The sequence below is a fragment of the Clostridium sp. genome (genome assembly GCF_016650035.1).
Lineage (GTDB): Bacteria > Bacillota > Clostridia > Clostridiales > Clostridiaceae > Clostridium_AD.
Map to the genome: position 1 here is coordinate 44,381 of NZ_JAENWM010000008.1, position 19,833 is coordinate 64,213.

Below are 19,833 nucleotides of genomic sequence, written 5' to 3' on the forward strand. Positions count from 1 at the left end.
TGGTATATCATTTTTTTACTTTAAAAAAAGGCATATATTAAATAGATTGCATTGTTATTAAAACTAATGCATTCTATTTAATATATGCCCTGTTAATCTTATATAAGCTAAGTCCAAACCAACAACAAATCAGTATATTAGTTTATGTGCTTGAGATTAATTTATAAAAACAAAAAACGATACCGAAATAAAGTATCGCTTTATCCTGCAAAAACTATTTGAACTGTTTTTGTCAAAACATCAGAATAACTATATGTCACTGTCCTGTGGGTGTCATTATCTAGTCTTATAACAAAAATACTTGTATACGTCTTTTCAATAACTCCATTATCCACAAGAATTTTTCTTCTTCCACCATTAGCTTTTAATGTTACTCTTTCACCAACATGACTTTCTATTTCATCTTTTATCGAAGTCAATACATTAATTTTTTCCATAGCAAGCACCTTCTCTCCACATTATACATTATACACTGTATATATATTATTGTCAAGCAACTTATTATTTTATCACTACTTTAACAATTTTGTCAATGTTAAATTTATGTTAACAAAAACGAATTTATATATATTTTTACACTCACAATTGATTTTTCTCCGTTTTTTACCCATTTAAATGCATACCTAATAGTATCTCCATTACTTAAATACATATTCATAGGTTCTACATATACTGAGACTTTGGGAACCCCTCTCTATATTTACCTCTAGTTTGAAGTCCACCTACACCTTTGATTCCTGTTATAGTGTTTTGTATGACATCTTCTATAGCTACAACATTTTCTACATTTGTATAGGCTATTTTCTCAGCAACTAGAACTGGATCCAAACAATGTATTAAAACCCGATTGGGAGAAGACGCAAAATTAGCACCAGCATCTAACAGTGCCTCATAACAAGATTGGCATGCTCCTGCGAATATAACTAAATCGTCATAATTGCTATTATAAGCTCTAAGGGCTATAACCGACTCTACAAAGTATTTTGAATTTCTATAATTATTTAAATTTATATAATCAGTTATTCCTTTTAGCATACCATCATGTCCCGTTATTACCACTATATCTGGCTTAATTTCTTTTACTAAATTTACTATTTGATTTGGTTGGTCTTTTTCATCTATTACCCTGCCTACAGCCTCTAAAGATAATTGTTTATAGGTTTTCAAACAAACCTCTAGATATTCTGCATCCCCGTCAACATGTAGTATTTTACCTGGTCTTCCGAAAACCATATCTTTATTTTTGTATTCTTTGTATCTTTCTTCCCTTAATTGTGAATCTTTAATTTTTCCAGTAATATCTATAGCTGTCCCTCTGTAGCCTCTGGTTCCCTTAATCCTATTCATTAGTACTCTTTTAATAGACGCGTTTACTTTTTTATTAAAGACCTTATCTATTTCACTAATTCTATTCTCTGATACTAATTGTAAATCTTCACTTAGAGAGTCTGCTTCTATTCTTAAGTTTATCCCCTTAAGTAAATACAAATCATCATTCCCATCAGTTATAATATCTATTATTTTAAAGGTAATGTCTCCGCCGTAAGATTTCCTTACCACAATGTCTCCTACTTTCACAATATCATCTCCATACTTAAACTCATATTATATAGTATGAAAATATATTTAATAGGTGAGAGCAAAAAAAATCATGTAAACATTATATTTACATAATTTTTTTATATAGCACACTTTATATTACTTCTGGTTAAAAGCCTTCTTATATTCTTCAATGAATACCATAAACTTTTCTTTTTCAGAAATCAACTCCTCCATCTTCTTGTTAAAGGAATTTTGAATCCAGGTGACTTCATTATAATAGTATCTATTACAAAGTCTCCAGTACCTTTGTGGAAACATTAAGAATGCATATATGAGTCTATATTCTTCTTCTAGCAAAGGATTTACACTGCTATATGCTTCTAATATCATTTCAACGTGTTTTATATCCCAATCTTGCTTTTTAAGTACCTTTATTAGGAAATTTGATAAATCATATGCTTTTACTTCCCTTTTACAGTAATCGAAATCAATTATGTTAACATCATTATTTTTATCAATAATAATATTATGATAAGTATAATCATGGTGGCAAAACCCTTTTTCTTCTTCTGTTTGCCTACACATATCAAAGTACCTAGAATCATCAAGTATAGCCATAGCTCTTTTACCTAGTTCCTTTTGATCATCCACACTCTTAATATAATTCATATCAAAATCCGTTTTAAAATTCTTCTTTTTCCTAATCATTCCCTTCATCTTCTCAAAGGACTTTATTCTTTTTTCCATTAAGTGAGGCCATCTTCCAAGATCTGTTTTCAGCTTACTATTTTCTGGTGGTTCATACCCCTTAGATGCGATATGCATATAAGCTAAATTTTTTGCTGCAGCAATTAATTCTTCTTCAATATGAAAATCACATTCTCTACCATCTATCCAAGTCGATAGCGTATAAATATCTTCATTAACTAACGCGTAAGGGTTTCCTTCAGTATTCAAAAAATATCTATCCACCTTGTCAAATCCATTCTTTGCAAGATGTTCTTTGGCGCCGTATACAAACAAAAGTTTTTGTGTCCCATAATTAATTTTCTTTAGACATTTAGTCCCATCATCCGTCTTCAAAAAATACACTCCTTTATTAGGACGTATACTTTCTATTTTAATACCATATTGTCTCTCAATTTCAAATTCCCTCATCATGTTACTCACCCCCCTCTATAATTTATATTACTAATATTTTTTTTTAGAATAAATTCTTATAGGTTTTAATAACATTTATGCTTTCTTTTAATATAATGAAGTATATTGATATAATAATCAGTACTTAAGGAGTCTTAAAATGAAAATAGGAATTGATGCTAGGGCTGCAAAATGGTATAGAGGAACCGGTATAGGAACTTATTGTTACCAACTAATTCACTCTTTAAATAAAATAGACAATTATAATGATTATTTACTTTTCGTACCAGAAGACTGTAAACTCAACATACCTTTTCAAAAAAATTTTCACATAAAAAATATTGCAAAGTATAATCAGAATAATTTCTGGAATGAAGTAACTGTCTGTAACAAGATACTAGACAAGTCTATGGACATATATCATGTTCCTCAAAATGGAATAGGCCTTCCTAAAGACAAAAACTGTCCCTTTGTTATTACATTACACGATGTTATCCCCTATAAAATGCCAGAAACCGTTGGTGAACAATATCTAAAGATTTTCAACGAAAAATTACCAGATATCATTCCCTTATGTGATGGGATAATTACAGTATCTGAATATTCCAAAGAAGATATTATTAAAGCTTTCAACTTTCCTCGCGAAAAAATATATGTTACTTATTTAGCCAGCGAGGACATTTATAAACCTTACGATAAAGCACTCAGTAAATCTATTATCCAAAAAAACTACTCCATTACAGGAGACTATATCCTCTATGTTGGGGGCTTTAGCCCTAGAAAAAATATCCTTGGACTACTTAATTCTTTTAGCTTACTCCTGCCAAAGCTAAAAAAAGATATGAAACTCGTAATTGCGGGTAGCAAAGGTAAATCCTATGATATATATAAAAAAAGAGCAGAAGAGTTGCATATTGAAGGCAGTGTAATTTTCCCCGGCTTTATATCTATGGACCATATGCCCTTCCTGTATAATGCCTGTGAGCTTTTTGTATATCCTTCTTTTTATGAAGGTTTTGGACTTCCACCAATTGAAGCAATGGCTTGTGGAGTCCCCGTGATTGCTTCTAATTTAACATCTATTCCCGAAATAGTTAAAGATTCAACTTTACTTGTAAACCCCTATGATGTTAATGACTTAAGCGAAAAAATGTATAACGTGCTCCATGATAATTCCTTAAGACAATCTCTTATAACTAAAGGATTAAAAAGAGCCTCTGAGCTAACTTTTGAACATACAGCTGCAGATACTCTAGCTGCTTATAAAAATATATTACTAAATAAATAATTTAAATCCCCACATCGTGCATCTAACACCATGTGGGGATTTAAACTAGCAATTATAATAATTCTTAAAGCCATTTAAAAACTCTTCTCTATCTTCTCTATACTCCACTTTTTTCTTTAATCTGTTTAAAAACATTTCTTCACTCCACTGTTTTTTCCTTGTGTAATAATCTTTAGATATACTGTAAAAATCTTCAGGGAAGCTAAGCATACCGTATAATACGGTTAGTTCCCTTTGATCTAATGAGTTTACTTTGGTATATTCACTTAAAATACTATGACATTTTTCTATATCATAGCCAGAATTTTTAATTACTTTATTTGCAAAATTACAAATGTCGTGCACCTTTAAATCTACAATCGAATAATCAAAGTCTAAAAAATATACCTCCTCATTATGGATAAGTATATTATGGTGTGCCAAATCGTGATGACAAAATACTACTTTTTCTTTCTCCTTACATAAATTAAAATACTCAGAGTTTTCTAGAATTTCTATACTACGCAGAATATTTTTCTCGTAATATTTTTCATGCTCTAAAAAAATGTTATCAAATTCATTTTTATTTTCATATAAGGTTACTAACCTTTTAAAAAATTTAAGTTCCCTTAATTTCTTATTAAAATTCTCTATCCCTTTACCGCATAAGTACCTCTTCTGATTCTTTTTAAGTAACTTCTGAAATTCCTCTTCATCTATAATGCCATTTGATGCACTATGGAACTCTGCTAGCGCTGAAGAGGCAAGCGTTACATCCACTGGGCTACTATACTCACACTCTCTACCTTCTAATAAATTCATAATACAATATATATCATCTTTCCAAGGCACATATATAAGTTTGTTTTTTGTCCTTTCAAACTCTATTATTCTATTAAAATTATTGTTTCTTATATACTCAATCCCATAATTAATAAATTCAAGTTCCCCCGTATTATAGCTGATTTTTTTTAAAACCTTATCACCTTTATCAGTATCGAGTATAAATACTTTCCTTACTGGAATAACATCATGGACCAATAAATCAAATTCACTAAATAAATTTACATCTAAATCATATTTACTTAAATAAGCCTTATCTTTATATCTTACGTCTAACATATTTTCACCTCATATCTAAACCTCTAATTTTTTTATAATATTAATAATTTAAATTAAAGAATCTCCATCTTGAATTAAAGCTTTTATAAGCTTCTCAGAAAATTTTTCACTAGGCCACTGTTTTTTACCTTCTCTATACCTATTACAACACCTCATAAATTCATGAGGGTAAGAAATTAAAGCTAATATAAATTTTGAACTCGTAGCGCCAAGTCCTTCAATATAACAGAATTCATTAGAAAGCTTCTTAAAATCAAGATTCACACCTTTTCTCTTTAATCTACTAAGTAAAAGAAAACAATCCATTTCCACCATGTTATAACTACAATCTTCAAAACTAACTACGGAAGTAAATTTATTTTTTTGGAGATTATTAAAATCTGTATTACCCAGGCATACTTCAACTCGGCTCATGCTTCTTTTTATAATTCCTATATAGTCTGAATAGTATGCTGCTCTTATGCACTCTTCCCCTCTATTTATAACTTCACTTCCATGTTTAATAATTAATTCTTCAAAAAAATTTTTAGGTCCATCCCTTTTAATTTTATTTATGTCCTTATTCAGCCTTTTGATATATAATTTATATTCCTCTATGATCTTCCCTGTATTATTATTTAATCTATTCCTTAGGTATCCATTAAAACCCAAAGATTTTTCATGAAAAGCATAAATAGCACGAAACTGCTCTATTACTAAATCTTCAGTTATATCAATATCTATATTGGAAGGTTCAAAGTTCATTACATCTACATTTTTAATGCCTTTGAAAATCATGTAATCAGAAAATTCATTATAGATGCATATTGCCATTGGCACCACCTCTAATCAAATCTATTAGTTAAATGCTATAGTAAGGCCTATCTATTCTTTTTATTAGTTTTTTCCATCTTCCTTAATATCTCTCTTTGTTCAAACTCTAGCTCTTTAATCTTTTTTTGTCTTTTTTTTATTTTTTTTAGTCTTTTAACTTCCTCTTCCATCCTATCAAGTTCCATATCATATTCTTCTACAGTAGCATCGCGTGGCTCTATTATGTCAATTTCACTCTCATCCATGTATATATCCTCTTTGTTTTTCCCCACAATATTACCTCCCATATTTTATTTTTCTAAATTCATCAATGAAAATTTGCCTCTCCACTCTATCCTCATCTATCTTTTGAAGCTTCTTTAAGAAAAATTCTTCTCCCCAATTCTTTTTTTCCCAATAGTATTGAATTCCTATTTGCCAATATTCCTGAGGAAATTCCATAAACCCAGCCATTACCTCTATATCACTTTTATATATTGGATTTGTATTATGGTAGACGTCCAATATAAAAAGTGCATTTTCAAGGCTCCATTTACCGTTCTTCATTCTTCTTATTAAAAGACTACTTAAATCATGTAAATGAGTGTCTAAGATGCAATAATCAAAATCAATAATACTTACGCCTCCATCTTTTTCTATTAATACATTATGGTGAGCATAATCATGATGACATAATCCCCTATGTTTAATTTCTTCTTTCATCTTGCTTACATATTCACTTTTGCATAAATTGCATATGGATCTATCACATCTTAATAATTCCTCCTCCATCATCTCTTGGTAATTTATATCAAATTCTGTTTTAAGCTGTTTTTCGCCTATTCTTCTTTTGAAATCTAGTATTTCACTCCTTCTGGTTTTAAAAGTTTCGATCCACTTAAGCCATGCAATCCTTGGTTTCATATCAGGTGTAACTTTGAAATTCAAACTTTTTATATGAAGCTGTGCAAGCTTTGAAGTACATAATTTTATTTCTACAGGATTATCATAATTACACTCCCTTGCGCTGAGCCACGGTGTTAAATAAGCATATTTATTATGGACAGCTATATACTCTTTGTTATCAATAGTTTCAATAATTCGCGGTATATTTTCGAAACCACTCTTCTGCAAATGTTTTATTGCACCAATAATAAATAAAAAATGCTTAAAGTCATAATTAATGATTTTAAGGCAAAACATCCCGTTATCAGTCTCTATTCTGTAGACATTTTTTATTTTCTCAATATCAACAATACAAACAGAATATTTATCCTCTACTAATTCCTTTAATTCCTGGGTATCCAAATGCATGCCTCCGAAGTATTCTTCTATTTCATTATATGAACTTAGTGAATAATTTGTTCTCATTTATATTTATACAAATAGCACACTTTTTAAGTTGAAATAGTATATTAATATATATTATCTTTTTTTATTGTTTTATAAGATATGGGTTTAGGATTTTTATAATAATATTAAGGAGTGTACCACATGAGGATCGCGCTTGATGCTAGAGGTATCAATTTTTATAGTGGCACCGGTATAGGAACATATACAGAAAATGTACTTAAAAATTTAATTAACATAGGTACTACAAACAACTACCATATTTTTTGGTCCGGTAGTAATTACGAGAGCATAAAAAAAGAAAATTGCAAAATAGTAATGACCTCCAAAAGACACCAACGTTTTTTTGAGGACCACTATTTTCCTGAAAACATAGGTATGGAAAACATAGACATATATCATATGCCACAAAACGGTATAGGCTTTTCCGGAGAAATTTCTTGCAAAAAAATAGTCACTATACATGATTTAATTCCATACATTATGCCCGAAACTGTAGGAAAGGGATATTTACTGAAATTTTTAAAAGAAATGCCTTTAATTATAGAAGGTTCCAATGGAATAATAACTGTCTCTGAATTTTCAAAACGGGATATTTTGAAATTTTTCCCTATAGATGAGAATAAAGTTTTTGTAACTCCACTGGCTGCCGATAGAAAATATGCCCCCTTAGATAAACTTTTCTGTAAGACTTTCCTAAAAGATGTGTATAATTTAGAAAAGCCATTTATACTCTACTTAGGTGGATTTAGTGAGAGAAAGAATGTAGCTTCTGCGATAACCGCTTTTTCCAATATATATAAAGATTTAAACAAAGAATATAATTTAGTTATTGTAGGTGGCTATAAAGATTCTAGTCAAACGCTCATAAAACTTACAAATAAGCTCAAAATAGACTCTCAAGTTATTTTTACTGGGTTTGTCCCAGAAGAACATTTACCTATTTTCTATAACGGTTGTGATACTTTTGTATACCCCTCTTTTTACGAAGGCTTTGGACTTCCTCCTCTAGAGGCAATGAGCTGTGGCACCCCTGTGATAGCTTCTAACCTCACCTCTATTCCGGAAGTAGTGGGTGATGCCGGGATTTTAATAAATCCTTATAATATATCAGAGATATCTTTTGCCATAGGAGATCTCCTAAGTAACGAAAAACTAAAAGAAGAGCTTAGCATTAAGGGTCTTAAAAGAGCCAGTGAATTTTCTTGGCAAAATACAGCACGTAATACTCTTAGAGTCTACACGGAGATATACAATCGTGAATCTCTTTGATAACAAAAAAACTCGCTATACAGCGAGTTTTTTTGTAGGTATGATTTTTTTCTTTACTAATAAATTTCAATTCCGTCTCTATCTATTTGTTTTTTTATATTTTCATTTAATGAATCTTGAAAAACAATATCACAAGAATATACTCCTATTATATCATTTATTTCTTCTACAATGGTTCCTTTGCTTTTCCCCTTATACCATATACATAAATCTATATCAGAATTTATATTTTCAGTACCTTTTGCTCTTGAACCAAAAATTATTACTTTTTCTATATTACTAGTATGATCGAAATAATCCATTAATTTCTTATAAACTTTTTCATTAATTCCATACATTTCATATTACCTCTTTTGCAACATTATTTAATAGACTTTCTATTGCGTGAATATATTCACTGACTATTTTATTTTTGATCCTCTCATAATCTTGCTCATCATAAATATGTGATGTAGAGTTTCTTGATAATAAAATATCATTCCAAATTTCTATATCTTTAATTAGCCCTTCTTTGAATGCTTGCTTATAACACTCTCTTGGATTATTTATTTCTAAACCAGAAGCCTTAAATATCTTGGATAATAACTTCCAAACTAAATCTTCTAACGTTTCATACTTTTTTATAATAGAATCTCTATATACTTCAATTGTTATATCATCTGGTTTTTGTAAATTATTAAAGTTATCTGTGATATTTTTTAAATGAACTAACATTCTATATGCATAATTATATGTTAATTTTATTGATTCATCGTATTTACCTAATATCCCACTCATGCTTAGTCTCCCCTTCTAAATTATATATATTTATTATTATTAATTTTCAGGAATGAGTTATATAACCACACTTATTATTTTACCATATATAATGTTATTTAAACCCAAACTACTAATAAATATATTTTTAGATTGAAAATAATCCTATAAATTAAAAAGGACTCACTATACAGCGAATCCTTTTGGTGGAGATAATGGGACTCGAACCCACGACCCCTTGAATGCCATCCAAGTACTCTCCCAGCTGAGCTACATCCCCATATACCGTATATTATATACTAAAAAAAATAAATAATCAATATCTTTTTTCTACACAAAAGCCTTGAAGTATAACGCTTCAAGGCTTTTATATTAATATTTTAAGTTAATGATGTTAATCTCCATAATACTATTTTATACTACACATTTTTGTATCTTGCAGCCAATTGCGTAGCCAGCTAAATCATTTAACCTAAGCCAAGTCTTTCTTCTAAACTTTTCCCTAATCGTTCTCTGTTACTTTCAGCAATCTTTTTAGATGCTCTATCTATATACTTCATTGTTGTTTTTGCCTGAGTATGCCCCAATAACTGCATTAGTTCAAATAAGCTCGCTCCATCTTCAGCTAATATTGTCGCCACCGTATGCCGTATCCGATGTAAACAAAGTCCATTTATATCCTTAGTATTACTTTTAATATACCTGTTTACAGTTGTTCTAAATCCACTGTATGTCCACCTATCATTTTTGGAATTACCGAATACATAATCGTCTTCTTCAACCCCTGTTTTGCTTATTTTAAGCGCTTCTTTCTTCCATTTTATCAATATATTAACCATACCTTCTGTAACACTAATATCTCTGTCGCAAGAACCCTTTTTAGTAGAGCCTAACTTAGTTTCCCTATTAATCTTCTTCCCATCAGTATCATAATTCACTTGAAGAGTAATTGCTTTTCTTATCTGAATTATCCCATTATCTAAATCAACATTTTGCCATTTTAGTCCAAGTGCTTCTTGAGTTCTCATAGCCGTATTTAACATTAACTGAATGATAGGATAAACAAGCAGATTAGTTTTTAAAACATTTAAAATTACTATTAATTCCTCTTTTGTAAGTGCAAGTATTTCCTTTTTATCTTGTTTTGACTTTGGATTGCTAAGATCCTCGTCATCAAATACATTAACTGCAATATATTTTTTTCTATAGCCTCTTTTAAACATTAGTTCAACAATATATTTAACCCTGTCTAATGTTACTTGTGAATATTTAAATTCACCGTCAATCTTTGTCTCTATCATACATTCAAAAAAATCCTTAATCTTTACAGTATCAATTGAACCAATTGATTTACCTTTAAAATATCTTTCAAAATGGTTAAGACTATATTCATAATTTTCATATGTCCTTGTTGAAATTTTCGGGTTCCCCCAAAGTCTATTTTTTTGAATTCCTTAATAAAGTCTTCCACTAGTGTTTTACTATCAAAAGTAATTATAGAAATTTCTTCCTCATCTATAAGTTCCATTTTCATCAACAAGACTCTCATCTTTTCCTTTGCTTCTTCTTCAGTTTTGCCAGTAACATTAGGTCTAATCCTTTTACCATTTTCATCTTTTCCAAGACTGACAGCTGCACCGTAGCGTCCGTCTTTCCTTAGGAATATAGTACCTTTCCCGCTTGAGTTTCTTACTTTATTCTTCACCATTTTCATACATCTCCTTTAATAAATTTCGGTATAATTAGAACGCTAATACAGCCAACAATCAATAATTAATTTACTTTTCAATATTGATTCCTAACATTAAATAATTAGCCAACGCCATAACAGTAACCACTTTACGCCTTCCTATTGTTCTAAAAGGTAATTTCTCCTGTTTAAGCATTGTATAAATATTGGTTTCTCCTACATTTAATACTTCCTGTAACTGTTTGACATTCAAACAGTCTGAATTGTATTTATTCTTTAATAACTCATATTGCATCTTTATCAGCTTTTCAATATCGACCGTTAGTTCTCTAATATCATTGATGCTTTTCGTTTTGTTACTGCTAGTATTAAAAATTGTTCCAGTTAATTTTTTTTGCTTATTGTTAACACTCATTTTTCATTCTCCTATCTTATTTTTATAAAAAAAATAAAATAGAGCTTTAAAACAATGCTGGGTATCAAAAAAATACAAGCAATCATCTATTAAAGATGATTGCTTGTATTTCTTAAATAATTATTTGTTTAATTATGTATTTTGATTAAAAAGGTATTTATTTACCTTAATAAATATTTATATAGTATTTATTAGCCTATCCTTGTATTTTTACAAACTGTAAAGCACTTATTTTTCCATATGCCATATCCGACAGTTGCAGAAAACTTTAAAAAAATAATATATAACCTCCATTTTAAGTGGGAACTATTTGACGTTTACGTATAAATATTAATAACAATATTCTTAAAATGTGTAATGAAAAATACCATGAAACTCATATCTAATTAATACCATGTTTTTACATAAGCAACAGTGATTTATATTGAACTGTTTTTACCTTAATAATTCTTTTAGAGAATCACTCTTCCTTAAGTTACAATCGCTACATAATACTCTTAAATTTTCAACTGTTGTTGGACCACCTTTTGAGAAAGGTATTATATGATCAAATTGAACCTTATCATCTGGAACATTTTTCTGACAAACTTGACACACTTGTCCATCTCTACGAATAACCTTAAGCATAATGTTTCTTGGAATATGCCTGCTCTTAGTCCATCTTCTATTTTGAAGTGTCTCAGAAAACTCCTCAGCATGAAAAAAAACTGGACATACATGCCCAAACACATTACACCTTAAGTCGGAATAATCATATTCTTCTAGTTCAGTCCACATATAGGGAGAGTTAAAACTCAAACAATTATATGCACTTAATATATCATTTTCCGTTTTATAAACACCATTTCTGATATTCTGAAGTATTTCATTATAGTTGTTTTTCACTTCTTCTATATCAATTTTGTCACCTGGTGCTGGAAAGTCTTCTACTAAACACCCGTATGGACAATATTTCAATTCCCAACAAGGTTTACATACAACATACTCGAACTTCTGTTTTTTCATTTCCTATTCCCCTTTAACTTAATGATTATAATTGATATTTAGGATTCTCATAACTATAATTTTTGTGTCCGCGTACTTGTTTTTTTGTTTATTAGTATTTAGGACTTTAATCTAAGTTTATAATAATTATATCATATTTACCATATTATAACTGGTTTATATTCAATCACAACGAAATTGAAAAAGTCAAAAATATTAACAATTAAATTAAAAAGGAAAGTATTTTAAATACCTCCCCAAAATTGTTTAGCTAGTTTATATTTCTATAAAATGTTCACCATTCCATTTATATTCTTGTCTATAGTCACATATATCCCTTCTTACAACTTTATATGCCTTTTGCAATCTACTCAATGTATCTCTCAAAGCTGCGTCTTCTGTATCCCTAAATACATTAAACCCGCTTATTATATTACCCTCCTCTGTATAAGTTGGATCTCCAGTATAATTCACATAAAACTTGTTTGAATCTATTTCAGAAGTTTTTATTTCAAAATCGCCAATTTCCTTTAAAGTTGCTATTATCATGATTCTTTCTTCTTCAACCATACTAATGCTCCCTCCCTTTTTATATTTAATAAAAAATACATTTCTAGACACTCACCCAAACAGGTAATGTCAGTATCTTTTTCAGCTAGTCATTTCATGTATGAATTTAATCCATTATTACTTTTAAAGTTTATAGTTTTCCTTAGTATCTATTTGAGGTATACCTCAAACAAATGCCAATATTTCTTAATTACGTATTTTTTAAAAAATCAGGTTATATAAATCAACCCAAACATCAAACATTAGTTGAGCATTCATACTTATTATGTCATCTTGAGTTCTGGTATTTAACCCTAATGAACTATATTTAGCTCCTGTGTCCAATTTAATCCATTTATTGGTATTTTTTTTATTTAATAAATTAATTATATTATTTCTTAGTCCTTCATCTTTTGATTCATATCTGAATTGAACTACAGCAAGATTATCAGTTAAAGAAATTCTAAAACGTCCTTGTTTTCCCAATCTTTCAATATATCCAGAATGTAATTCACAATTGCCCTCATTAGAATAATAGATATCTAGTATTGGTTTTATTCTATTATTGCTTTGGCTTACAAATACCTCGAATTTTTTTTTCAATTCAATTACAATTTCTTCATTTGTTTTTACTCCAAGAGCAACTCCAACTAATTGATTAATGTTTGAAGATAAGCTTCTGCTAGATTTGCCCATCTTTAATTTCAAAGCATCTTTAACCTTTTTTTCTAAATTGGTAGTAACTATATTCATATTAAAATCTCCCTCTAATTTTTAGTGAAAGGAAGCAAGGATTATTGCTTCCCCTCCTCCTTACAATATATGAGATCACTTTTAGAAATGTTCATTAAATATAAAAATTATTTTATACATTATCAAACCATTAATAAACAAGAATAAACAAGAATAAACGGACAATCACATGCTCAACATGAATTACCCGTTTATTTTTTAACTAGTTATTTAATTATATAAATTTCACTGTATTAATTTCATTTTTTAGTTTCTATAGTTACTTATCCATATTCCAAACTATACGCACATATAAATGAAGGTATCTAAATACCTTCGCCATACTTTTTAGCTAACTTATAGAATGTATTTTTCTTTAATCCTAATATCTCCATTGACTTTACCGCAGTTATTTCTTTTGATTTCCATTGTTTATGTATCTGTTCAAAATCCTTTGGGTATTCAGCTTTAGGCCTTCCAACCCCATGACCATTATTCTTCGCTTTCATAATTGCTATACCCTCTGCTTGTCTCGACCTTATATTGTTTCTTTCCTGTTCAGCCATTGTACTTAGAACCTCTAGCAGTAGATTATTAATCATATCCATCAACCATCCTTGCCCTTCTTGCAACTCCATCATAGTGGTTGGTATATCTAAAATCTTTACTCTTACACCTTCAGTCTTAAAATATTCCAACTCTTGTTTTATCTGTATCTTATTTCTCCCGAGTCTATCCAGTGACTTAATGTATATAGTATCTTGCTGTTGTGCAATCTTCCTAAGTAATTGGTACTGAGGTCTGTCCATATCTTTACCACTTAATTTATCAGTAAAAATATATCTTGCATCAACATATTTTTCTAGCTCAACTAGCTGTCTATCAAGATTCTGCTCCTTACTGCTAACCCTGCCATAAGCGTATATTCTCATTAAAAAACCCCCAATATTAATTTATTGAGGTGATACTACCAGAATTGTTTCTAATGGTCAAGTATAATTTACAAACATTTATAAACTATTCTTTTAACCTTTATAAACACAAATACACTCTGTTTTTATATGTCTCTAAAGCTACACCTTTAAGGTCAGATTTAATCTACACTAGCCACGAAATAGCTCAAACAATATCTTAATCTACAAAATAAACATATAAATCACTCTTATTAATAATTGCCTTCATAAAAATTCACTAGTAAATAAAATGCCTAATTAATACTTGATAAATAAAAAGAAACCAACAAATCACTTTTAACAGCAACTGCCCGTTTCTTTTTATCCGATATCTCTTTAATTTTTAATTGAGCATAGCACTTATAATTTTGTACCTATCTTTGTTTTTACCTGATAACTGTCCTTCATTACTTGACATTAAAAATTGCAAGTAGCCTACAGCTTTTGTCTCAAGATTTTCCTCTAGATATTTTATGTGTTTTTTGAAGAATGGAGCTATAATATCCAAAAATGCTAAGAAATCATCATCACTTAAGTCCTCTTGTATCTCAATCCTAGCAGGTAACTTCAACATCAGATTGTCTAACAGTTTGTTCTTTGAACCGTTAGCTATTGCAAAGTTAAGCTTCTTATTGTAGAGGTCTAAATTACATTTGCTGCTTTTACTTAATATATTACTTAACATGTCCTCAGGAAACATGCCTAATAGCTTTTTTGTGTCGTTGTATACTTTATTTGTTGCAGCTTTAATATTAATCTGATTTTCTTGTGGTAGTATCTGATTATAACTTTTAATTACGGATGCAACAGATGAACCTGTTCCCTTTAAATAAATTTTCATTATATTAGATATAGCTTTTGTATTAATTACGAAGTCTATATACCTCTTTAAAAAATCTTGTTCTTTTTTACCAAGATTACGTTTTGCAGTAATGCCTTTTGCCTCTTCATACATATTGTTGTCTTCGTCGATGTAGTCCTTACATATTTGTTTCGTACACTCAGTTAGTATATTCATAGTATTACCCCCACTAATTTTATTTTTTTTAAAGTACTTTCCTATAGTATTTTTAAATTTTAAATGTTTGAGTTCTATTTTTTCATTTAAATTTAAGAAATATTCCTTATTTCATCTTTCTACATGTTTCACAATAGTATTATTTTTTAAAACCCATTAATACAACCTCTTTTCAATAAAATTTTAAAATACTTTCAACTTAATTACTTAATATAGTAATTTCTCACTAAGTAGCTTTTCTGTAAGTAAAAAATCTATTTTTCTCCTTATCTTTAGGAATTTAAATGCTTGATCTACAACGCTCATAAATCAAATGAACCAAAGTCCAATATATAATTTACTCATGTTTTTATTTCAACTAAAACTTTACTCTTGCAGAATAACACTTTATATTTTTAGTTCTTAACCCTAATGAGCAATTACAAATTAAATTATTAAATGCCTATTTAATAATTGCTTATACTAATTGTTTTTTACGTAAAATCATTTCTATAAAAGACTTATCTCCTTATCACTAGCAATATTTAAGTAGAAATTTTCACTATAAATTCCTAAATTTCCAACATTAAAAGTATACCCACCAATATTGCTAGTCAACAAAGTGAACGAAATATCCTTTAAATTTTTAAACATCGTTTTATACACAAAATAACTTGCTATGATTTTCATTATTACACTAGCCATTTTTATGCCTACTTATTAAAAAATAATTTACAAAATGTAATTATTCTTAGTTTTTTAACTAGCCCCTTTACAGTCTAGAAAATAATACTTAATATTTATTAATATAAATTTAAATAAAATAAAAGAATATGCTTATACACAAATTACAAGCACATTCTTAGTATTCAAGATATTCAACTTACACTCTATTTTTAGAACTTGTGAAGCCTACTGTAATGCTATACTATAACTTACATATCCCTTTCTTTAAGCTTACCTAAACTTGCATTACACTATTTACGTCAAAGTAACCATTGTTACTACTAATGCATTTACCTACTTTCGCTTTTCTATATCTTAATTTCACATGTATTAGAACTTCCGAAGCCTATGGTACTGCACTAGTAGCACTTACATATCATCCTCTTTAAGCTAAACTAAGCCCATCATATATGTATCTAACTATGGTATAGCCTTTCAGTAATTCTATTTTATACTGTATTGAGGTAAATATAAATCAAATTATGTAATTTTCAAATATTCCCCTTTAACTCACATAAACTAGCCCTTTCAATGTTACACTTTAGAAAATTCCAATATTTTAAAATACATTGAAAATCCACATTAATTTTTTTCACCCAAATTTATCTAACTGTATCCACTAATTTTCACCCAATGTCTTATTCAATGCACTACCATTTTTTCATTTGTAATAATTCTAAATTTATTCGCAAATAATTTAATCACAACAACTATAAATCATTTGGTAATGCTGGTCTACTAAATCTCTAATAATGTATCATCCAGTAAACTACAAACTGCTATTTTTCTCTTATGTTGATAATAAATTAATTTTGGCTTCTAATCCATTAGAAAGATATAAATATATCTCTCCACGATTATTTTCCATATCAATTCTTATCCAAAATTCCTGTGGAAGCGAATCACTTCTATGGTCTTGATCTTGATATAGCTTGTACCATGTCAAACCTCCCGTTTTTTTAGTATCATTGATATACCTAATTCTTTTGCAGAATTCTATGTCTCCACAGTGTAAACCATTCAATAAATTTTTAAAGCTAGCATATCTATCCATTGATACTTTGTTGTTTTCGAGACTCAAATGAATATCTAAATATTTTATTTTTTCCCCCTTCAATGCATGTTTATCTAATTTAAAAGATTTGTTAATTTTGAATGTAATAATTATACCATCCTTCCTCGTTTTCCATTTTGTTACAATTAATTCACCATTCCAAGTATGCTTGTATCCTCCTAAGCATTCTGTTAGCTTAATTGTTTTAGCTATTCCATTTCTATTATAATAATATGAAGGTGGAGCTCCTAATTCTTCAATGTCTAGTAAACCAACACAGTATCCGTTTCTATCTACCATACGTCTGTAGTCTTCATTTTTTATGATTTTGATTAATTTTTCATGACCAAATGTTTCTATATTTATCATATTAATATCCCCCAATTATTATTTTAAATTTATATATTCCTACACCTTTCACTTAGTTAACATTGAATTAACGGTTTAAGGTGAAATTGAATCATTGATGAAATATTGTCAATGGTGAGCTTTCTGTTGTACAACTATCAATATTATAAAGACCATACAATGTTTCAGGTTAGAATTTTAAATGCTTATGCAGTAATTATAGACATAAACTGCATAAACCTCAATGTCTTTAACATCTTTTCCTACTTATCTATATTTTTTACATTCCATTAAAGCATCACTCATAACTGCAGTTAATATAATTCCAAAATTTCTACAACGCCTACTCCTTTCAACCATTATTATCTCTTCCACATTTTTAATCTTTTCTCTATAATCTCTAGTATCTAATATGTGAAGCTTTCCCGTTATCTAACTCTATGGATACCTCGTTCTATCAACAATGCCCAATCTAAATTGCAAAGTCCCTCAAATAAACTTAAATTATACAGTTTCTATAAACACCATAAAATCCTCATAATAAAATAGTACCCTCAATTTTATTGAAGATACTATTTTAAAATCTTATAGCTTCTTTATTTTATTTATTGTTTGCATCAACCATTTTAAGTTTCCTTCTAGCCTATTATATTTTAATATCTAAGTTTAATATGTTACTTAAATGTCTATATTTTTATCTTATGAAACAATAAATTAATCACATCATATCCAGTTTATCTTTAAATGCTGGGAACTTATATCTTATCCATTTTAACTTTTATAACTCCATCACATTCAATTTTATAGGTCTTACTATTAACATCATTTGAGTATATCCTATATCACTAAATTTTATTATCCCACCAATACTTATAGTTCGCATTGTTATAATTAGGGATAATTACATATTTAATTCCCATTTATATATGTAAATATAATTATACAATTTAGTTAAATTTAACTGAATTCTTACTCCTTAATTTTATATTCTGCCATGTTAATTATTTTACTATTATGGTCAAAAGTTTTAATTGTCGTATTAAGGTAGTATTCAGTGAATATAATCTTCAAGATAGTCTATAATCTAAATACCAATCCTTTTTAAATAATAACAACTAAAACAATACTGCACTAGGTTCACCCCATGTGCAGTATTGTTGTTTTTTATCAATAATCTAATATCTATATCTTAAATAATATCCATCCACTTGCATAACTTATATTTAATATCATATATCCTTTGATTTCCGATATAGGAAACATTACATTGTAATTCCAAAGAATGATGCGATACTTGCGAATGAACTTAAAACTCCAATGACTTTAAAAGCTTTAACCCCTGCACCAGCAACAAAACCCTTATAATCTAACTTAGCTGATTCCTGTTTTTCTTTATTTTTATTCTCGATAGCTTCATTTGCTTCTTTTAATAAATTAACAATATATTCTTTAATGTCTTGATCAACACCTTCGAGTTTATCAATTGTAATACTAGCTCCTTTACTTTCTTTATTAAAATCAATTAGATAATGATTAACAAAATTCATGTGCCCATTGTTAATTCCTGATACTATGTTTTTATCCCCTGTTATATGCTGGTTAATGCTATTATTTGTAATAGGTGGTAATGTACTAATATAGTCTACTAATCTACTTGAAGCATTTGAAGCATCTTGTAATGAAACAAAATAGTCCCTTCCATCAGCATACAATTCTTCTACAATTCTAAAGTCTGGATCCCCGTATTCTTTCCATCTATCATCTTCATTCCAATTTCGACCATATTCATGGTTAAAATCTATTGCTGTTTTACCAATTTTCCTTAATAATGAAGCTTCTTTTTGCGTTATTTTATCCCCTTCAATTGATTTCACTATGATGCAAAAGTCTTCTAAATAAGTATTTTGACAACCAATAGTTGATACTAATGTCATTTTAAAATTGTAAGAAACTTTACCCCAAAATTTACACTTTTTAAAATGCTCTATACCTTTTTTAATAGAAGTTTGTACTGATTGTGTATATTCTATCCATGATTTGATATCTGATAAAATATCCCCAATTGATTGTTCTTCATAGCTCGTTGCTCCACCGAATATTCCTTGTGCCATTTATTTTCCTCCCATAATTATTAGTTTGACTGA

22 protein-coding genes and 1 tRNA gene are annotated in these 19,833 nt (G+C 28.9%); 2 read left to right on the plus strand and 21 right to left on the minus strand.

What is annotated here, in order from left to right; genetic code table 11:
* Positions 1 to 200 precede the first annotated feature (200 nt).
* The 3 genes from JJD95_RS03365 to JJD95_RS03375 form a co-directional block, all read right to left on the minus strand.
* Complete coding sequence (locus JJD95_RS03365; RefSeq protein WP_291640420.1) at positions 201 to 437, minus strand: Veg family protein; 237 nt, start codon at positions 435 to 437, stop codon at positions 201 to 203.
* Between the two features lie 226 nt (positions 438 to 663).
* Complete coding sequence (gene yabG, locus JJD95_RS03370; protein ID WP_291640353.1) at positions 664 to 1,578, minus strand: sporulation peptidase YabG; 915 nt, start codon at positions 1,576 to 1,578, stop codon at positions 664 to 666.
* A gap of 120 nt (positions 1,579 to 1,698) precedes the next feature.
* A complete protein-coding gene (locus tag JJD95_RS03375; RefSeq protein WP_291640355.1) occupies positions 1,699 to 2,703 on the minus strand; it encodes a CotS family spore coat protein in 1,005 nt (334 codons plus the stop codon).
* 139 nt (positions 2,704 to 2,842) lie between these two features.
* Here JJD95_RS03375 and JJD95_RS03380 point away from each other — a divergent pair, with 139 nt between their 5' ends.
* Positions 2,843 to 3,970, plus strand: coding sequence for a glycosyltransferase family 1 protein (locus tag JJD95_RS03380; protein WP_291640357.1), 1,128 nt, complete (start codon positions 2,843 to 2,845; stop codon positions 3,968 to 3,970).
* A 45-nt stretch (positions 3,971 to 4,015) separates the two neighbouring features.
* Here JJD95_RS03380 and JJD95_RS03385 read toward each other — a convergent pair whose 3' ends face one another.
* Genes JJD95_RS03385 through JJD95_RS03400 form a run of 4 tightly spaced genes read right to left on the minus strand, consistent with a single transcriptional unit; the run spans position 4,016 to position 7,171 of the window.
* Positions 4,016 to 5,071: a CotS family spore coat protein gene (locus tag JJD95_RS03385; protein ID WP_291640359.1), complete on the minus strand. Its 1,056-nt coding sequence runs from the start codon at positions 5,069 to 5,071 to the stop codon at positions 4,016 to 4,018.
* A 48-nt stretch (positions 5,072 to 5,119) separates the two neighbouring features.
* On the minus strand, positions 5,120 to 5,884 hold the full coding sequence (locus JJD95_RS03390; protein WP_291640361.1) for a hypothetical protein: 765 nt from the start codon (positions 5,882 to 5,884) through the stop codon (positions 5,120 to 5,122).
* Positions 5,885 to 5,931: 47 nt separating this feature from the next.
* Positions 5,932 to 6,156 (minus strand): hypothetical protein, encoded by a 225-nt coding sequence (locus JJD95_RS03395; protein WP_291640363.1) that lies wholly within the window; start codon positions 6,154 to 6,156, stop codon positions 5,932 to 5,934.
* 4 nt (positions 6,157 to 6,160) lie between these two features.
* On the minus strand, positions 6,161 to 7,171 hold the full coding sequence (locus tag JJD95_RS03400) for a CotS family spore coat protein (protein WP_291640422.1): 1,011 nt from the start codon (positions 7,169 to 7,171) through the stop codon (positions 6,161 to 6,163).
* Between the two features lie 186 nt (positions 7,172 to 7,357).
* Between JJD95_RS03400 and JJD95_RS03405 the strand changes: the two genes are divergently transcribed.
* Complete coding sequence (locus tag JJD95_RS03405; RefSeq protein WP_291640365.1) at positions 7,358 to 8,485, plus strand: glycosyltransferase family 1 protein; 1,128 nt, start codon at positions 7,358 to 7,360, stop codon at positions 8,483 to 8,485.
* 56 nt (positions 8,486 to 8,541) lie between these two features.
* Here the strand turns inward: JJD95_RS03405 and JJD95_RS03410 are convergent, their stop codons facing one another.
* The 14 genes from JJD95_RS03410 to JJD95_RS03475 all read right to left on the minus strand — a co-directional run bounded on the left by JJD95_RS03410 (position 8,542) and on the right by JJD95_RS03475 (position 19,800).
* Positions 8,542 to 8,823: a nucleotidyltransferase family protein gene (locus JJD95_RS03410; RefSeq protein WP_291640366.1), complete on the minus strand. Its 282-nt coding sequence runs from the start codon at positions 8,821 to 8,823 to the stop codon at positions 8,542 to 8,544.
* A gap of 1 nt (position 8,824) precedes the next feature.
* Complete coding sequence (locus JJD95_RS03415) at positions 8,825 to 9,262, minus strand: HI0074 family nucleotidyltransferase substrate-binding subunit (protein ID WP_291640368.1); 438 nt, start codon at positions 9,260 to 9,262, stop codon at positions 8,825 to 8,827.
* A gap of 183 nt (positions 9,263 to 9,445) precedes the next feature.
* Positions 9,446 to 9,521, minus strand: a tRNA-Ala gene (locus JJD95_RS03420).
* 187 nt (positions 9,522 to 9,708) lie between these two features.
* On the minus strand, positions 9,709 to 10,542 hold the full coding sequence (locus tag JJD95_RS03425; protein ID WP_291640370.1) for a site-specific integrase: 834 nt from the start codon (positions 10,540 to 10,542) through the stop codon (positions 9,709 to 9,711).
* Between the two features lie 23 nt (positions 10,543 to 10,565).
* Positions 10,566 to 10,949, minus strand: a complete 384-nt coding sequence (locus tag JJD95_RS03430) for a hypothetical protein (protein WP_291640372.1) — start codon at positions 10,947 to 10,949, stop codon at positions 10,566 to 10,568.
* A 70-nt stretch (positions 10,950 to 11,019) separates the two neighbouring features.
* Positions 11,020 to 11,346: a helix-turn-helix domain-containing protein gene (locus JJD95_RS03435; RefSeq protein WP_291640374.1), complete on the minus strand. Its 327-nt coding sequence runs from the start codon at positions 11,344 to 11,346 to the stop codon at positions 11,020 to 11,022.
* 435 nt (positions 11,347 to 11,781) lie between these two features.
* Positions 11,782 to 12,351: an HNH endonuclease signature motif containing protein gene (locus tag JJD95_RS03440; protein WP_291640376.1), complete on the minus strand. Its 570-nt coding sequence runs from the start codon at positions 12,349 to 12,351 to the stop codon at positions 11,782 to 11,784.
* A 255-nt stretch (positions 12,352 to 12,606) separates the two neighbouring features.
* A complete protein-coding gene (locus tag JJD95_RS03445) occupies positions 12,607 to 12,900 on the minus strand; it encodes a hypothetical protein (protein WP_291640378.1) in 294 nt (97 codons plus the stop codon).
* Between the two features lie 201 nt (positions 12,901 to 13,101).
* Entirely contained in the window at positions 13,102 to 13,632 is a 531-nt protein-coding gene (locus JJD95_RS03450) for a hypothetical protein (RefSeq protein WP_291640379.1), read from the minus strand.
* Between the two features lie 305 nt (positions 13,633 to 13,937).
* Entirely contained in the window at positions 13,938 to 14,543 is a 606-nt protein-coding gene (locus JJD95_RS03455) for a recombinase family protein (protein WP_291640381.1), read from the minus strand.
* A gap of 364 nt (positions 14,544 to 14,907) precedes the next feature.
* Positions 14,908 to 15,582, minus strand: a complete 675-nt coding sequence (locus JJD95_RS03460; RefSeq protein WP_291640383.1) for a hypothetical protein — start codon at positions 15,580 to 15,582, stop codon at positions 14,908 to 14,910.
* Positions 15,583 to 16,071: 489 nt separating this feature from the next.
* A complete protein-coding gene (locus JJD95_RS03465) occupies positions 16,072 to 16,266 on the minus strand; it encodes a hypothetical protein (protein WP_291640385.1) in 195 nt (64 codons plus the stop codon).
* Positions 16,267 to 17,077: 811 nt separating this feature from the next.
* The gene (locus JJD95_RS03470; protein WP_291640387.1) at positions 17,078 to 17,710 is read right to left on the minus strand and encodes a hypothetical protein; all 633 of its coding nucleotides are present in this window, start codon (positions 17,708 to 17,710) and stop codon (positions 17,078 to 17,080) included.
* A 1,241-nt stretch (positions 17,711 to 18,951) separates the two neighbouring features.
* Positions 18,952 to 19,800: a hypothetical protein gene (locus tag JJD95_RS03475; RefSeq protein WP_291640389.1), complete on the minus strand. Its 849-nt coding sequence runs from the start codon at positions 19,798 to 19,800 to the stop codon at positions 18,952 to 18,954.
* Positions 19,801 to 19,833 lie beyond the last annotated feature (33 nt).

Coding starts and splice junctions, on each gene's coding strand:
- JJD95_RS03365 (WP_291640420.1), bottom strand. CDS start 437: ATGGAAAAAATTAATGTATTGACTTCGATAAAAGATGAAATAGAAAGT.
- JJD95_RS03375 (WP_291640355.1), bottom strand. CDS start 2,703: ATGATGAGGGAATTTGAAATTGAGAGACAATATGGTATTAAAATAGAA.
- JJD95_RS03380 (WP_291640357.1), top strand. CDS start 2,843: ATGAAAATAGGAATTGATGCTAGGGCTGCAAAATGGTATAGAGGAACC.
- JJD95_RS03385 (WP_291640359.1), bottom strand. CDS start 5,071: ATGTTAGACGTAAGATATAAAGATAAGGCTTATTTAAGTAAATATGAT.
- JJD95_RS03390 (WP_291640361.1), bottom strand. CDS start 5,884: ATGGCAATATGCATCTATAATGAATTTTCTGATTACATGATTTTCAAA.
- JJD95_RS03405 (WP_291640365.1), top strand. CDS start 7,358: ATGAGGATCGCGCTTGATGCTAGAGGTATCAATTTTTATAGTGGCACC.
- JJD95_RS03410 (WP_291640366.1), bottom strand. CDS start 8,823: ATGTATGGAATTAATGAAAAAGTTTATAAGAAATTAATGGATTATTTC.
- JJD95_RS03415 (WP_291640368.1), bottom strand. CDS start 9,262: ATGAGTGGGATATTAGGTAAATACGATGAATCAATAAAATTAACATAT.
- JJD95_RS03425 (WP_291640370.1), bottom strand. CDS start 10,542: ATGATAGAGACAAAGATTGACGGTGAATTTAAATATTCACAAGTAACA.
- JJD95_RS03430 (WP_291640372.1), bottom strand. CDS start 10,949: ATGGTGAAGAATAAAGTAAGAAACTCAAGCGGGAAAGGTACTATATTC.
- JJD95_RS03435 (WP_291640374.1), bottom strand. CDS start 11,346: ATGAGTGTTAACAATAAGCAAAAAAAATTAACTGGAACAATTTTTAAT.
- JJD95_RS03440 (WP_291640376.1), bottom strand. CDS start 12,351: ATGAAAAAACAGAAGTTCGAGTATGTTGTATGTAAACCTTGTTGGGAA.
- JJD95_RS03445 (WP_291640378.1), bottom strand. CDS start 12,900: ATGGTTGAAGAAGAAAGAATCATGATAATAGCAACTTTAAAGGAAATT.
- JJD95_RS03450 (WP_291640379.1), bottom strand. CDS start 13,632: ATGAATATAGTTACTACCAATTTAGAAAAAAAGGTTAAAGATGCTTTG.
- JJD95_RS03455 (WP_291640381.1), bottom strand. CDS start 14,543: ATGAGAATATACGCTTATGGCAGGGTTAGCAGTAAGGAGCAGAATCTT.
- JJD95_RS03460 (WP_291640383.1), bottom strand. CDS start 15,582: ATGAATATACTAACTGAGTGTACGAAACAAATATGTAAGGACTACATC.
- JJD95_RS03465 (WP_291640385.1), bottom strand. CDS start 16,266: ATGGCTAGTGTAATAATGAAAATCATAGCAAGTTATTTTGTGTATAAA.
- JJD95_RS03470 (WP_291640387.1), bottom strand. CDS start 17,710: ATGATAAATATAGAAACATTTGGTCATGAAAAATTAATCAAAATCATA.
- JJD95_RS03475 (WP_291640389.1), bottom strand. CDS start 19,800: ATGGCACAAGGAATATTCGGTGGAGCAACGAGCTATGAAGAACAATCA.